The following is a 16218-nucleotide window of genomic DNA, read 5'->3' as shown; positions in this document are numbered from 1 at the left end:
TTAGTCTATTGAGGTATTAGGTATTGTTAGTTCATTGTCATTTGGGACCGTGTATTCTGTGCACGATCCTTTTTTAAGATTATAGCTTTCTAATGGGATTTCTATCCAATATTCATCTCCAAAGAATTTGAAAAAATAACGCTTATCTACATGAACTTCGAACACGTCTTGAACCTCATAATAACCATCTTTTTCTACTATATTACCAGCTGAATCTTTAGATTTTATAGAGATATATTTTTCTTTTAGATAATGAATATATGTAGAATCTTTACAAAAAAGAAGATGTTTGGGCTCTGCTGTTCCTCCATTCCAATTAACATCTCCATTATTAACGGTAAGCTTATAGCTATAACTATGAGTAGTACCGTAATTAGAATTTGTTATAATACCTCTATGAGTAGTACTTTTATTAGTCTTTTCGACTACTAAATGCGTATCATTTCCTAATAACGTATTTGTTATATCGATACGTTCTGTAGTTTTTGATCTACAACTTGTAATTAAAAAAATTAATCCAAAACTAATAATCTGTAGATAAACTAATTTTTTCATTACTATCCCTCTTTAGGTTTTTAGAATTGAAACTAAAAAGTATATGCTCAAGAAAACTATTTTTCTTGAGCATATACTTATAAAATTTATTACATCTACCTTTATTCGATGTTTACAACTTCCTCGATTTGAGGAGCATATTTTTTGATAGTCATCTCAACTCCTGATTTTAAAGTCATTTGATTTACACTACAACCAACACAAGCTCCTTCCAACTGAACTTTGACTCTTTTATCATCTTCAATACCTACTAATGAAATATTACCCCCATCACTTTCTAAAAAAGGACGAATTTCATCTAGTGCTTTCTCTACATTAATCTTTAATTCTTCAGATGTCATTTTCTATTTTTTTACTGCAGAACACCCTGCCATTGTTGTTATTTTTATCGCCTCTGTTGGTGGAAGGTTTTCATTTCTATCCACAACTTCCTGAACAACATTTCTTGTTAATTCTTCGAAAGCCTTTTCTATAGGAGTTGCTGTTTGCAATGCTGCAGGTCGACCTACATCTCCTGCCTCACGTATACTTTGTACTAAGGGTATTTCTCCTAAAAACGGAACCTCAATATCTTCTGCAAGATGTTTAGCTCCTTCTTTACCAAAGATATAATATTTATTGTTAGGAAGCTCTTCTGGAGTAAAATATGCCATATTTTCTATAATACCTAGTACAGGTACGCTAATACTTTCTTGTTGAAACATTGCTACTCCTTTTCTAGCATCGGCAAGTGCTACATTCTGAGGTGTACTAACTACTACTGCTCCTGTAATCGGTAAAGATTGCATAATCGATAAGTGAATATCACCTGTTCCTGGAGGTAAATCCAGCAATAGAAAATCTAATTCTCCCCAAGCGGCATCAAAAATCATCTGATTTAATGCTTTTGCTGCCATTGGACCTCTCCAAACAACGGCTTGATTGGGTTGCGTAAAAAATCCTATCGATAATATTTTTACTCCGTAATTCTCTACAGGTTTCATTTTGGATTTATCACCAACCTTTACTGATAATGGTCTCTCTCTTTCTACATCGAACATAATCGGAGCAGATGGTCCATAGATATCTGCATCTAATAGCCCAACGCTAAATCCCATTTTTGATAAGGTTACTGCCAAATTAGAAGTCACAGTAGATTTACCAACACCTCCTTTACCAGAAGCAACAGCAATAATATTTTTAATACCAGGAATTGCTTTTCCTTTAATTACATTTTTTTCTAATTGTTTAGGAGTGGGGGCTTCTACTTTAATATTTACTTTTATTTTAGCTTTTTCATATACCTTTTCATGAATAGCTTTCATAATATCAACTTCTGCTCTTTTCTTAATATGCAATGCAGGAGTAGATAATTCTAAATCAACGATTACTTCATCTCCAAAAGTGATAACATTTTTAACGGCACCGCTCTCCACCATATTCTTTCCCTCTCCAGCAACTGTAATCGTTTCCAAAGCTTTTAATATCTCTGATTTTTCTAACTTCATGTGTATTTTTCCTTTTTCTAAAAACGAATCAATATAGAATGATTCTGAAGGCAAAGATAGGTCTAAAAGTTAAGATTCTAAAACCTATAAACATTGGAATCTCCTATGGCTATATCATGAGTAACAATATACCTATATGCTTTAATGGTATGATTTGTGATAAACTAGAATTTCTAGATTAAATCAATCATTATTTATGAAACGAACACTTTTTTTCTCATTACTATGCATCATCATTTCATTCCATTCCTTTGGTCAAGGAAAACTAGAAAAAGCAGAAAAAGGATTGACTAAAAGCAGCAACTATTACTCATCATCTTCCAGATCTAGAACATCGTCCAGTTCCTCTTATGAAGATAATTCTCTTTGGGGCGGATTAGCTATGGTTTTTATAGAAATGGGTTTATATGCAACCTATTATGGTTTAATTGAAAGTCCTACAGAAAAAGAACATCTTGCTAGTAATGCATTTATTACTAAATATCCTTATCACAGCTCTAATAGAGGAAACTATGCATATAATTGGGATGGAGACACTAACCTTTCTAGAATTACCTTAACCAATCGATTTGTCGCTGAAAACAATGAACTATATGGTAATCATATCAATGCGGATTTTAGATTTTTAAAGAGAGTTAGTATTGAAGCGGATTACCTGCAATTATGGGAGAACAATACTTTTTTTGGAGATAATTCTCTTGCTACATTTACATTTCTAGCAAAATATCATAGAGTTCGTACAGAAAAATTTAATGCCTATTGGGGTATGGGTGCTACCTATATTGCGGGAGATGTAAAGGAATTAGGATTTACCTATGCTATCGGAGCAGAATACTTTTTTGCAAAACCACTAAGTATAGAACTAAATTATAACCAATCTTTAATTAACACACGTTCTTCGGATAAGTTCAATGCATTGCTTAACTATCATATCAACCAATTTAAATTTAATGGAGGATATGAATACCTACGAATTGGTGGTATTGGTTTTTCTACGTTTTCTGTTGGTTTAGGAGTTTTTATTTAAGAAATAGGAAGTAGTACGAAATTTATAATTCTTCCATAGGATCCCAAAATAACTTTTCAAAATTCTGTATTTGATTATCAATTACTTCAACACCTTCATTTTCTAATAACTGTTGCATTAAGTTTGTTCCATCAAAATGATGCTTTCCAGTTAAAATTCCTTTTCTATTTACCACTCTATGCGCTGGTACATCTTCTTGTTTACCAGAAGCATTCATAGCCCAACCCACCATTCTCGCACTTCTTGCTGCTCCAAGATATTTTGCAATAGCACCATAGGAAGTTACTCTTCCATAAGGAATTAGTTTTGCTACTTCGTAAACTCTATCAAAAAAATTATCATTCTTATCCTTCATCCCAAGTATAAATTATTCTAGCTAAAGTTAGCATAACCAAAACCAACATTAGTATTCCCATAAAATAATTAGAATACTTAGTTATAGAAGCTGTCTTCTTTTCTATTTTAAGAAAAGAAAGCACATAGAAATATAAGGTTACAAAAGTTCCTGTTCCCGCCGCAATCCCAAAAGCTACGATTCTCAATGCATCATATTGTATCTTTCCACTAACACTCATTGCTGCTGCTATAGTACAGAAATAGGGTATTGGTAACACATTTACAAGAGACATCATCATTCCTTTAAAAAGACTACGCGAACCCGCATGTTTATATACTTTAATCTTGGTTCTTCTTTGTTTTGCTTTTACAAAAAAATAAATAGCCATTAAGAAAAATATTACCGCTCCTGTTCTGAGCAACATATTTTTTACATAAGGATTAAAAAATATATATTTTGCGAGTAAAATAGCTAGTAAAGCTTGTATAAAAACCACCGCAGAAGCACCGATTGCCACTAAGATACCATTTTTCTTACCTCTTTCTAAACATGTCTTGGCTACAGTCATGTTAATTAATCCTGGAGGAATAACTCCCACCAGGGATGCAAAAAAAGTAACGAGAAAGAGTTTAGTAGTTTCCAAATCGATGACGCAATTAGGTAATTTTAAACTGAATGTAAGTTATAGGTTTATTTTCTTCCAAATATTGTTTTTCATAAAAAGTTTGAATGGAAGTTACTGCTTCTGGAGATCCTTCTTGATGATATACATTATGGTTAGCATACAACACTTCATGACCTTCTCCATGTAATAATCCTAGCGTATACCCATGCATAAATTCACTATCAGTTTTAAGATGCATTATTCCATCTTCTTTAAGAATTTTTTTATAGCGTTGTAAAAAATCATGATTGGTCATTCGATGTTTTGTACGCTTGTATTTAATCTGTGGATCAGGAAAAGTTATCCAAATCTCATCAATCTCTCCTGTATCAAAAATATGATCCACCAATTCTATCTGAGTTCGAATAAAAGCAACATTGTTCATCTCTTTCTCAATAGCTGTTTTGGCTCCTCTCCAAAACCGAGCACCTTTTATATCTATTCCAATAAAATTTTTATCAGGATATTTTTCTGCTAATCCAACAGTATACTCCCCTTTACCACATCCTAGTTCTAATATAATCGGGTTTTCGTTTTTGAAAAACTTCTCTCTCCATTTCCCTTTAAATCCCAGAGAATTACTAAGTACTTCCTCTCTTGTAGGCTCCACTACATTCTGAAAACTCCTATTCTCATTAAACCTTTTTAATTTATTCTTACTTCCCACCTGTTTATCTTCTTCTATATGTATTTGACTATTTAACTTGTTTTATGTTACATATAAGTCTTGATTTCTTTTTCTTCATTAAAAAGAATCAATCCTAACTACCTAAAAACATATACAATACATCCATTACGCTATTGTATTGTTGATTTCACCCTTTTTATACATCTTTAATATTATGAAAAGATTATTGCACTAACCTAAACATAATTTTTTGGTAAAATTAAGGAAATATATACTTAGAAGAATACTATTAATTTTAAAATAGCACTAGCAATTTTTGAATGATTAACTTACAAAACCTTAGATTTTGAGTAAAAAAGTACTTGTAGCACCCCTTAATTGGGGTTTAGGTCATGCAACCCGCTGTATTCCGATAATTCATGCCTTAATTCACGAAGGTTTCGAGCCTGTTATAGCCTCTGATGGAGCAGCACTAGCTTTATTAAGAAAAGAGTTTCCAGAATTAAGAACAGAAGAGATTCCTTCTTATAATATAGAATATTCTAAAAAAGCTAGTAATTTCAAACTAAAGATGTTGCTTAATAGTCCGAAAATTGCCCATGCAATTACAGCCGAAAAAAAAGCGACTAAACGTATTGTAGAATCTGATGATTTTTATGGTATTATATCCGATAATAGAATGGGAGTTAGATATAAAAGCCTACCATCTGTATTTATTACCCATCAGCTTACGGTTCTAAGTGGTAAAACAACCTCCATTAGTACAAAAATCCATAATAAATATATTAAGAAATTTGATGTTTGTTGGGTCCCTGATATGGCGGATGATCCAAGTTTAAGTGGAGAACTAGGTCATCCAAAACACAGTAACATCCCTGTTACTTACCTAGGCCCTTTAAGTAGATTTAATTATCAAAATTTACCTAAGAAATATGATATTATGGTACTATTATCTGGGCCGGAACCGCAACGTACCATGTTAGAAGAAAAACTGTTTCAGGAATTTGAACGTAGTGATAAGAAAATAGTTTTTGTAAGAGGTATTATTGAAGAAAATCAAGAGACCTATATTAAAAACAATATCACCATACATAATTACCTTACCGGAATAGCCTTAGAAAACACTATTAACAGTAGTAACATCATAATTTCCAGATCAGGATATACAACCGTAATGGATCTTGCTAAATTAAAGAAAAAAGCCTTTTTTATACCTACGCCGGGTCAATTTGAACAAGAATACCTGGCAGAACGACTTACTAACAATAAGCTGGTTCCCAGTTGCAAACAAAATGAGTTTACACTAAAGAAATTGTATGATTTAAATGCTTATAAAGGGTTAAGTAGTTTTAGCACCGACATCGACTACAGGGAACTTTTTCACTTTTTCCAAAGTAAATGAAAATTCACTTCCTATTCGATAATCACTTTCTACATAAATGCGTTCATGATGTGCTTCGATAATATGTTTTACAATCGCTAGGCCAAGTCCAGAACCACCCTCTTTACGAGAACCACTTTTATCTACTCGATAAAAACGCTCGAACAATCTTGGAATATGCGCTTGGGCAATACCCTCGCCATTATCCGTTACTCTAACGATTACTTTATTTTTAATTAGATTTTCTATACTTACTTCTGTTGTACCATCTTCTTTCCCATACTTAATAGAATTAACGATCAGATTGGACAGTACCTGTTGGATTCTTTCCTTATCTGCATGAACAATTATTGGATCTTGATAATTCATATCAAACGTCAAAGCAATGTTCTTTTTTGATGCCTTCATTTCGAATAGATCAAAAACACTTTGCACCAATTCTATAATATCAAAATTAGTATAGTTAAGATTTAAATCTCCCACTTCTAATTTGGTGATCATATCCAAATCTTTGACGATATAGATAAGTCGTTCTACTCCTTTATTGGCACGGTTTAAGTATTTATCCAGAATCGCAGGATCATTCATCGCTCCATCAATCAGTGTTAGAATATATCCTTGCACTGTAAATAATGGAGTTTTAAGCTCATGAGAAACATTACCCATAAACTCTTTACGATAATCTTCTCTAACCTTTAGGCTTTCTATTTCTGTTTTTCGTTTTTGAGCAAATTTTTCGACTTCCTTAATTAACGTTTTCATATCCGTCGTAACTGGACTTTCGCCTAAAGTATCCATATCCAACATTTCAATATCATCGTATATCTTTCGTACCCTTCGATAAATAAATTTCTGAACACGATATTGTATAATAAGAAAACATATCCCATAACACAGCAAAATAAAACCTGCTATAAATAGTAAATTAAATTGATTTTGGGTATATAAAAAAACGCTCACTAAGAGCGTTAATAATAACGTTATGTACAAAGATGACAGGTATGCAAACCTGTACGATCTCTTAAAATTTTCTGCCATTATACTACAAACTTATAGCCGACTCCTTTTATTGTTTTAAAACTTTCATCTCCTAATTTTTCTCTCAATTTTCGGATATGAACATCAATAGTACGTCCGCCTACAATTACCTCGTTGCCCCAAACCTTATCAAGTATATCTTCTCTTTTAAAGACTTTACCCGGTTTAGAGGCTAATAAAGATAGTAATTCAAACTCTTTTCTTGGTAATATTATTTCTTTTTTATCCTTTACAATTTTATACTCATCTCTATTAATAACAAGATTTCCTATCTTAACAACATTATCATTAGAGTCATCTTCTTTTAATCTACGCAATAATGCTTTTACCTTACTAACCAATACTTTTGGCCTAATAGGTTTGGTTATATAATCATCTGCCCCGGCATCAAATCCTGCCACTTGAGAGTAATCTTCTCCACGAGCTGTTAGAAAAGTAATAATTGTATTTTGTAAATCTGGTATTTTACGAATCTGCTCGCAAGCCTCTATACCATCCATTTCTGGCATCATCACATCTAAGATAATCAAATGCGGTTTTTTCTTCTTAGCAATTTTAACAGCTTCATTACCATTTTCTGCCGTTAAGACGTTATAGCCTTCGGCAGTTAAGTTATAGCCAACTATTTCTAAAATATCCGGCTCATCATCTACTAGTAAAATTGTAATATCTTTTTTATTCATTTTCTTATTGAATTACTTCACTCTCGTAAATATACTAAGGTTAAAATGAAGTATTGATAAACATTTATCCAGGAAACAATAAACTAACGTAAAAATTTCATAAGCATAACATTAAGTTAACTTAATAAAATTGATTCAATAATTAATCTTGATGATCTCTATAAGTAGTTAGCAAATTCATAGTAGCCGTTATAAGATCTTTCGTCTCCATAAGAAGTCCAAAATAAAGCGTTGTATTTTTAGGACTGCTTTCTTCTGTTCTTGTTCGTTCTACTTGTTTATTAATTTTATCATTTACTAATGTAAACAATCCTTGCTTTTCTTCAATAATACTATTTAGACCATTAAATTCTCTACTATCGAAAATATTCTTGATACTAACAAAAAATTCTTGTAACTGATCCTCGATTTCTTTAAGATCCTTGATTTGGTTAAATCGTAGTTTTTTGTGATTATTATTTACGTGCTTATGACTGTTTTTAGAGATATAATCTAAAGACTGAGTAATGTCCTCTAAATGACCTAAAATAGAAATATAAAAACTACTAGCTCCTACACTTGATTCATCAAGGTTTTTAATAAAATAGAAAATACTATCTCTTAATTCTTCGACCTCAGTTTCTAATTTAGCAATTCCTTTTCTACTCTTTTTAAGAGATGCAAGATCATATTTTGCTAAACTATCTACGGTACTACTATAAATTTTATTCCCTCTATTTACAAAAGATTTAATATTACCAGCACTTTCTTCAATCACTCCTTGGATAGAACTACTCTCTGATTTCTTAAGGCTATCTTCTGCTTTATCTGCTCTGGTTTTATTGCGATATCTAATAGTATTTCTTACCAAAAGTATAATTGCTACCAACAATAAAATACCGGTCATAATCGGCTGATTAAAGTTGATCAAAAATGCTATTAATGCAGCTGCCAAAAATGCACTGATTGCTGTAAAAAACCAACCTCCAATTACATTTAACACTCCTGCTACACGATACACGGCACTTTCCGTTCCCCAAGCTCTATCTGCTAATGAGGTACCCATTGCCACCATAAATGTTACATAGGTTGTGGACAGCGGTAGTTTCATAGAAGTTGCTATAGAAATCAGTACTCCTGCAACCATAAGATTTACAGCAGCTCTTACCATATCAAATGCCGGAAGATCTTCTTTTCTAGCAACTACAGGAGCCGCTACTTGTTCAAACTGTTTATCCGAAAACTTCTTAAATGAAGCAGGTGTAATTGATGATATAACTTCAGAAATAAAAACCGTTCCTCTAACCACACCTCTTGAAAGAAAATTAGGACTAAATTTCTCATCTCCTTCTCCTTGACGCGATAAATCAATCGATGTCTTCACAACATTTTTTGCTTTCGAAGAAAACCAAAGTGTTAGAACCATAATAAGTCCTGCTCCTAATAAAAGTAAGGTTGGTGTTTCTGCCTTACCGCTTAACGAAGACATCAAAAACTCAGTAGCTGGCACTCCAGAGGAACTCCACATTTGATACCCTTCCCAAGCAGCTATTGGAACACCTATAAAGTTAACCAAGTCATTACCTGCAAAAGCAAGCGCTAACGCAAAAGTTCCTACTATTATAATCAACTTATATATATTCACTTTTAAAAAGCTCATAAACACATAAGAGATCAAGGATAATAATCCAAATCCAGCTACTACTATAGACAAAACATTAGTTTCTAAAAAACCTCTAAGTGTTGTAGATATCGTTCCAGTTTCTGCATTTATGAGAAACAAGTCTTTCTTTGCTTTTGCTAACTCCTTAACCGTCTCATAAGAACTTTCAAAATACAAGTTAGCCCATTCTAAAAACCCTAGTTTGGTGTCATTAGAAAATGTATCAACTACTAATTTAGCGTAATTGGTACCTTTAATACCTTTAATAAAAATAAAATAAAGTATTGCCGTTAATGCAATTCCTCCAAACAATGCTCCTACCCATTTTGCTTTTTTAGCAAAATTAAAAGACAATAATAATCGGGACACATATTGAACAATTGCTCCTATAGAAAATGCAACCACTACTGAGAGTAAAATCCCTGCAATAATTTCACCTGCTTTTTTAGTATTGATATAATCCCCTAAATCTCCGAAGGATAGATCGGCATCCGCAGCAATCTTAATCAAAGCTACACAAACTGCAGCTCCTAACAATTCAAATACTATAGAAACCGTTGTTGATGTTGGCATACCTAAAGTATTGAAAAAATCCAATAGCAAGATATCGGTAATCATAACCGCCATAAAAATGATCATGATCTCATCAAAATAAAACTCGCCAGGAACAAAAATACCTTTACGAGCAACCTCCATTAATCCACTGGAAAATATTGCTCCTGCAGCTATTCCTATACTAGCAACAATCATAATAGTTCTAAAAGAAATCGCCTTAGATCCTATCGCAGAATTTAAAAAATTAACCGCATCGTTACTAACCCCAACCACTAAATCAGCGATAGCTAAAATAGCTAGCGCAACAATCATTAAAATATAAATGTCGTTCATATTTTTCTTACAATCTTATAAACCACAAAAATGTTACTAATAATCTAGTCGTATGTTATTGAAATGTTATCTTTTTTCTCTATTCTAAAAATGATGTGCATCCTGATTATGATTAAAATCATAATCATCTCAAGACGAATATCATTTATGCAAATCAACTTTTAAAAAACACCTTCTTACTAAAAACTTTAATCAGTTTTAAAGCAATGTTTTTTCAGGCCTTATTATATACTAGTTTTGAGAAACCTTTATAGAAATCAACACTTCAAAAAATTGACCTTATCGAAGTTTAACTTTATATATCCCCAATACATATAACTTAATTAAACCACTCATTTTTTTCAATTTACAACTTCGAATATTAACAAATATAATATTGTTTACATTGTAATTTGTTATTTTTCAAATACTTATGAGTTTAATGTTAACTCAATGTTATGCAAATGTTGCTTAAAAGTAAAATTAGTGTTATATTTGTAATGTAATCATTAAGAATCCCCCAATTAAAAAATATATTATGAAGAATTTATTATTAACATTTGCGATCCTTTTTTCTGGAGTGATGATGGCTCAAGATGCGAAACCTACTTTCGAAAAAGAAGGAAACTCAATAAAAGGAACTTACTTTTATGACAATGGTGAAATCCGTCAACAAGGATTTTACAATAAAGAAGGAAAGTTACACGGAGAATGGAAATCATACGATGTATCTGGAAAGAAAATCGCTATGGGACAATATAATAATGGAGTGAAAACTGGAAAATGGTTCTTTTGGAAAGGTGAAAAACTATCAGAAGTAAATTATTCAGATAACTCTATCGCTTCTGTAACAACTTGGTCTAACAAAAGCGACGTTGTTGTTAATTACGAACAATAATTAAAATTTGCCAATATAATTAATATGAAACGCTCAGAAATTCTGGGCGTTTTTTTATTATACACATCTCAATAAAACTAAAAAAAACATTTCCTTTTCGAAGTTTATAGACAGAATTCAAAATTCATTTTTTAAAAATAAATTTACATAAACTACAAATAGCACGCTTCTTAACAATTAGGTAAACAAAAACAAATCACCTCTAAACACCTTATAAATTAACACTTTATACAAAAATCATTTTCCTAAAAACTAATCACAATAATCTTATCAATCCTTTTTAGGTAACAATTACATAACACTATAATTACTCTTATTTAATTTCTAAGTAACGCACAGGTAACAATAGCTAACGTTATTTGCACCGAATTTAGAACACGTTATGAGAAATATTGTTATTCTCTGTGCACTATTCGTTGTTGGAATAGTTAGTGCGCAGGAAACTGGCTCTATAGCCGGTACTTTGCTTGATAAAGAAGCAAACAGTCAACCATTACCCTTTGCTAATGTTTTAATCAAAGGAACTAGTAAAGGTACTACTACAGATTTTGATGGTCTATACACTATCGAAAATTTAGAACCTGGAACATACGTTGTAGAATTTAGTTTTGTTGGATACGAAACACTTGAAAAAGAAGTTATCGTAAAACCAAATGAAACTACTACTGTAAACGCATCCATTGGTGCTAGTGCAGCAGCCTTAGATGAAGTTGTTATTAAGACAACTAGTAGAAAAAAAGAAAGTGTGCAAGCACTTCTTTTAGATCAAAAAGGTGCCGTAGTTCAGAAACAAAGTATTGGAGCTCAGGAACTTTCGAACAAAGGTGTGAGTAACGCTGCTGGAGCTGTTACCAAAATTTCTGGAATCTCAAAACAAGAAGGTGGAGGTAATGTTTATGTTAGAGGTCTCGGAGACAGATACCTGAACACAACATTTAATGGTTTATCATTACCAGCAAATAATGTAGACAAGAAAAACATAGATCTTGGTCTCTTCTCATCTGATGTTATTCAGAACATCGGTGTAAGCAAAACATATGCTGCTAATTTTTATGGTGATTTTGCAGCAGGTAATGTAGATATTATTGCCAAAGAACATGTCGGAAAAGCATATATTAATGTAGATCTAGGTAATACAATAAACACAGCTGCAATCGGAGAAAAGTTCGTTAAGAGTGAAGGAACGGGATTCTTTGGATTTTACAATAGATATAAAAATGATCCATTTGCTGTTGTACTATCTCACGGTATTGACCCTGTTTCATCAGAAGGACCCGTTGGGCTTTCTGGATCCATAACCGCAGGAAAATCCTGGGAAATTGGTGAGGAATCAAAACTAAGTGTATTCGGAACCGCATCTTTTGGTAATAATTATGAATATAAAAGAGGGGAAGCAGCAAATGTAACCGCTGCAGAAAATCAAATATTTAGGGATACTGAAATTTTCGAATATAGCCGAACTACTACTGCAATGGCAAATATCGTATATCGAATTAATCCAGATCATAGAGTAAAGTTTACTTCCTTATTTATTAATGATGCAACAGATGAAGTAGGTCGTTTTGGAATCGACGGTAATGGATTTAACAGAAATACTATTGCAGACATTGACGATTTTGGTTTTTTTACACAGAATGTTCAATTCGAACAAGACATGATATATGTGAATCAACTATCTGGGGTTAGTAATATTAATGAAAAGATAAAAGTAGATTACGGAATTGGTTTTAACAGTGTTCTTGCTCGTCAACCAGACAGAAAGCGTATTGCATTAGAGCAGTTTGACCTGGCATTAGATAATGACCCAACTACAAACCCTGTTCTTTTCCGTAATGTAGATTTCGATAACCAACGTTATTTCCAAAATATTGAAGACCAAGAATGGAACGGTCGTATAAACGTAGCGTACGAGCAATCAGAAAATCTGTCCTTTAATTTTGGATACAATGGACGTATAAAACAACGTGATTTTGATAATCAACGTTTTGGATTAAGTATTATTGAACCTAGAACAGAAGCTACTGATGTTAATGATTTCAATTCAATTTTTAATATTGATAATCTAGGTGTTACCTATAACACAGTAGTGATAAATGCTTTAGATCCTTCAGCCGGATTAGGAAACACAAACCTTCCGGGACTTCCAGAAAACACTTATACTGGAAACTTAGATATACACGCCTTATATGCTAATGCAATCTATAAATACGGAGAGAAATGGACATTTGTTCCTGGATTGCGTGTAGAATCATTCAAACAAAGCATTGAATACGATGTAATCAACCTTGCATTTAACAATCCTGGACGTAATGAGGCAACAGAGACTTTTTTATTACCTAGTTTAAATGTAAAATATGCATTAAACGAGGATCAAAATTTACGTTTTTCTGTGAGTAGAACCGTTTCTAATCCAGAATTTAAAGAGGTTGCTCCATTTGTATATGAAAATGTAACTGATCGTATCGGTGGTAATCCAGACCTATTAAATGATCCTGCATTCTCTTCTATTATCAATCTAGATTTAAAATACGAATGGTTCTTTAATAGAGGGCAGATATTTTCTATTGCTGCTTTTGCAAAACAAATTAATGATCCTGTAAACTTAGTATCTGCGAATGATGCTACAGGAACACAACGTTTCTTTAGAACAGGTGACAAAGCAGAAGTTTTTGGTCTTGAATTAGAAGCACGCAAAGCTTTGTTAGTAAACACTGAAGAAGAAAGTCTTCTTTCTGCAGGTCTAAATGTTACGTATACGGCTACAAAACAAGATTTAAAAACTGTTTCAGGAACCTTCAATACCAATTTTAATAGAGATTCTGATCAACTACAAGGTGCATCACCATTTTTGATCAATGCTGATGTAAGTTATACGCCAACTTTTGGAGATTATAAGCCTGTAGCAAACCTTGTGTTTTCTTATTTTTCTGATCGTATCGATGCATTAGGAGCAGGGCAATTAGGAAACATAGTTGAAAAGGGAGTGCCGACATTAGATTTCGTCTGGAAAAACAAAGTACGTGACAACTTTGAAATTAACCTTAGTATTAAAAACCTGTTGAACCCAACGATTGAAAGAGTTCGAGAAAACGCTACAATATCTGAAGATGTACTTACCACTTTAGGCATTCCATTTAGTAGAAATGCAACTAATGAAATCAATCCAATAGATGAATTTGCGCTGTCTAGTTATAAAAGAGGAGTGAATATCGGATTACAATTTAAATATACATTTTAACCCAATTAAAACGAACACGAATACAATTAATTAAAATAAAAATCATGAAAGCAAACATATTTCTTTTAAAAATTACTGTCATTGCAATGCTTTTCGCAGCATGTGCAAGTGACGATACATCAGACATAACGATTAACATCAATGGTGATGGTTCTCCAGTTGATCCTACGAGTGAAGTTATAGGAGGTACTCTTACAGAAGACCTTACTCTTGAGTCAAATACTGAGTACTCGCTTACTAGCGCACTTATAGTTCCTGAAGGTTTTACATTAACTGTAGAGCCTGGTGTAGTTGTACGTGCAGCAACCGGATCTGATGTATACATCGCTGTATTACAAGGAGGAATAATCAACGCAGAAGGAACTTCTTCTAACCCAATTGTATTTACTTCTGCTACCTCAACTCCTAATCCTGGAGACTGGGGAGGTTTAATCTTATTAGGTAAAGCACCTATAAACTCCGTTGTTGGAGGAGATGCAACTTCTACTTCCGAAATTGGAGGATTACCATACGGTGGTAGTGTAGTAGATGACAACTCAGGGATCCTTAGATACGTTCGTATCGAATATTCTGGTGGTGCAGCGGATGCAGCTTCAGAAAATAATGGATTTTCATTCTACGCAGTAGGAAATGGAACTACAATAGAATACATACAAGCTTTTGAAGGAGCAGATGATGGAGTAGAGTTTTTTGGAGGAACGGTTAACGCTTCATTCATATCTGTTGTAGGTTCGCAGGATGATTCTGTAGACTGGACTGAAGGATTTACAGGAACTTTAACAAATGTATATATCGAGCACAGACAATCTCATGACAAAGGAATAGAAGGTGATGGTTTTAATACAGATATCGGAAACAACTCTAACCCTGTATTTTGGTCTGCTCCTACAGTTACAAACCTAACCATTAATGGACTTGGTTCTTCTAATGAGAATGAAGCTATCAGATTACGTGCGGGAACAAGAGCTGTATTTACCAATGTGTTATTAGAAGGTTTTGCAGAAGGTTTTGACCTTGATGATACCGAGACTGGAAACGGTGTATTAAGTGATGAAACTTCTGTTACAGATATCACTTTTGATGATATTACTCTTACTCTTAAAAATGATACTGGAGCCACTTTTGGAGAAGCAGATGTAATCACTGGCGTTGGTAATGGAACCGGTGCAGATTACAACTCATGGAATTCTGGATGGACTCGTAACTAATTCGAAATAAGAATTCAGCTAATTATAAGCTATTTAAAAGCATCTTGAAGATTTTCAAGATGCTTTTTTTTACGAGATCTTATTTTAAATAACTGTAAAGCACTTCTGAAAGTTTAATGCCATTTAACGTTGAGATAATACTTTTTTAATAATTAAAAATAAAAAAGTCTATTATTAAAATATCATAATAAACACGCTCAAAACCAGTAAACGCAACAAAACCTACTGAAAAACAAACAATTAATTCTCGATGCAATCTAAAAAAAACAAATCACAGTGCTAAAAACCTAAATCAAACCTATCTATTACTTTTCGGTAAAAGTTACACTTCCTTAATTCAAGAATAATAATAAGTTAAAACAAATCACAGCTAAACTCCTGTAATTTGCTTTCAGATTTTATCCCAAAAAAATATTTAAACAAATACAAAATTATCAGTTCAGTTTCTTTAAGAATCAGAAGATATTCGATTGATATAAAGATACGTGTTCGTAGAAGGCTGGAAGATCATTATTATCCAACAACAATAATGTTTCTCTTCAGCCTTCTCTTTTTTTATTAGACT

The 16218-nt window shown here is 32.7% G+C and carries 14 protein-coding genes; 5 read left to right on the top strand and 9 right to left on the bottom strand.

Going from position 1 to position 16218, the window contains the following annotated elements; genetic code table 11:
• The 3 genes from J8L88_RS03155 to J8L88_RS03145 form a co-directional block, all read right to left on the bottom strand.
• On the bottom strand, window positions 1–555 hold the full coding sequence (locus tag J8L88_RS03155) for a hypothetical protein (protein WP_211059910.1): 555 nt from the start codon (window positions 553–555) through the stop codon (window positions 1–3).
• A gap of 101 nt (window positions 556–656) precedes the next feature.
• On the bottom strand, window positions 657–896 hold the full coding sequence (locus J8L88_RS03150; protein WP_027394883.1) for a NifU family protein: 240 nt from the start codon (window positions 894–896) through the stop codon (window positions 657–659).
• 3 nt (window positions 897–899) lie between these two features.
• Window positions 900–2042 carry an Mrp/NBP35 family ATP-binding protein gene (locus J8L88_RS03145; RefSeq protein ID WP_211059909.1) on the bottom strand — a complete coding sequence of 381 codons (1143 nt, stop codon included), beginning with the start codon at window positions 2040–2042 and terminating at the stop codon, window positions 900–902.
• A gap of 196 nt (window positions 2043–2238) precedes the next feature.
• Here J8L88_RS03145 and J8L88_RS03140 point away from each other — a divergent pair, with 196 nt between their 5' ends.
• On the top strand, window positions 2239–3069 hold the full coding sequence (locus tag J8L88_RS03140; protein WP_211059908.1) for an outer membrane beta-barrel protein: 831 nt from the start codon (window positions 2239–2241) through the stop codon (window positions 3067–3069).
• A 22-nt stretch (window positions 3070–3091) separates the two neighbouring features.
• Here J8L88_RS03140 and J8L88_RS03135 read toward each other — a convergent pair whose 3' ends face one another.
• From J8L88_RS03135 to trmB, 3 genes are read right to left on the bottom strand one after another with little or no spacing between them, the layout of a single operon-like run.
• Complete coding sequence (locus J8L88_RS03135; protein WP_027394880.1) at window positions 3092–3424, bottom strand: MGMT family protein; 333 nt, start codon at window positions 3422–3424, stop codon at window positions 3092–3094.
• On the bottom strand, window positions 3414–4049 hold the full coding sequence (locus J8L88_RS03130; RefSeq protein ID WP_027394879.1) for a LysE family translocator: 636 nt from the start codon (window positions 4047–4049) through the stop codon (window positions 3414–3416). Before J8L88_RS03130 ends, J8L88_RS03135 begins: the two co-directional genes overlap by 11 nt.
• Before the next feature lie 13 nt (window positions 4050–4062).
• Window positions 4063–4737 carry a tRNA (guanosine(46)-N7)-methyltransferase TrmB gene (gene trmB, locus J8L88_RS03125; RefSeq protein WP_027394878.1) on the bottom strand — a complete coding sequence of 225 codons (675 nt, stop codon included), beginning with the start codon at window positions 4735–4737 and terminating at the stop codon, window positions 4063–4065.
• Between the two features lie 307 nt (window positions 4738–5044).
• Here trmB and J8L88_RS03120 point away from each other — a divergent pair, with 307 nt between their 5' ends.
• Window positions 5045–6100 (top strand): glycosyltransferase, encoded by a 1056-nt coding sequence (locus tag J8L88_RS03120; RefSeq protein ID WP_027394877.1) that lies wholly within the window; start codon window positions 5045–5047, stop codon window positions 6098–6100.
• Here the strand turns inward: J8L88_RS03120 and J8L88_RS03115 are convergent.
• The 3 genes from J8L88_RS03115 to J8L88_RS03105 all read right to left on the bottom strand — a co-directional run bounded on the left by J8L88_RS03115 (window position 6038) and on the right by J8L88_RS03105 (window position 10330).
• Window positions 6038–7117 carry a cell wall metabolism sensor histidine kinase WalK gene (locus J8L88_RS03115; protein WP_027394876.1) on the bottom strand — a complete coding sequence of 360 codons (1080 nt, stop codon included), beginning with the start codon at window positions 7115–7117 and terminating at the stop codon, window positions 6038–6040. The genes J8L88_RS03120 and J8L88_RS03115 overlap by 63 nt on opposite strands.
• Window positions 7117–7800 carry a response regulator transcription factor gene (locus J8L88_RS03110; protein ID WP_027394875.1) on the bottom strand — a complete coding sequence of 228 codons (684 nt, stop codon included), beginning with the start codon at window positions 7798–7800 and terminating at the stop codon, window positions 7117–7119. Before J8L88_RS03110 ends, J8L88_RS03115 begins: the two co-directional genes overlap by 1 nt.
• A 142-nt stretch (window positions 7801–7942) precedes the next feature.
• Window positions 7943–10330 carry an inorganic phosphate transporter gene (locus tag J8L88_RS03105; protein ID WP_027394874.1) on the bottom strand — a complete coding sequence of 796 codons (2388 nt, stop codon included), beginning with the start codon at window positions 10328–10330 and terminating at the stop codon, window positions 7943–7945.
• A 517-nt stretch (window positions 10331–10847) separates the two neighbouring features.
• On the opposite strand from J8L88_RS03105, the gene J8L88_RS03100 reads away from it, so the two are divergent.
• From J8L88_RS03100 to J8L88_RS03090, 3 genes are all read left to right on the top strand, one after another.
• Window positions 10848–11207 carry a toxin-antitoxin system YwqK family antitoxin gene (locus J8L88_RS03100; RefSeq protein WP_027394873.1) on the top strand — a complete coding sequence of 120 codons (360 nt, stop codon included), beginning with the start codon at window positions 10848–10850 and terminating at the stop codon, window positions 11205–11207.
• Window positions 11208–11589: 382 nt separating this feature from the next.
• Window positions 11590–14445, top strand: coding sequence for a TonB-dependent receptor (locus tag J8L88_RS03095; RefSeq protein ID WP_211059907.1), 2856 nt, complete (start codon window positions 11590–11592; stop codon window positions 14443–14445).
• Window positions 14446–14489: 44 nt separating this feature from the next.
• Window positions 14490–15653 (top strand): hypothetical protein, encoded by a 1164-nt coding sequence (locus J8L88_RS03090; RefSeq protein WP_027394871.1) that lies wholly within the window; start codon window positions 14490–14492, stop codon window positions 15651–15653.
• The last annotated feature ends 565 nt before the right edge of the window (window positions 15654–16218 follow it).

The sequence above is a fragment of the Aquimarina sp. MMG015 genome (genome assembly GCF_018100855.1).
Classification (GTDB): Bacteria; Bacteroidota; Bacteroidia; order Flavobacteriales; family Flavobacteriaceae; genus Aquimarina; species Aquimarina latercula.
The sequence above is the reverse complement of the archived record's forward strand: the minus strand, read 5'-3'. Positions and strand labels throughout refer to the sequence as shown.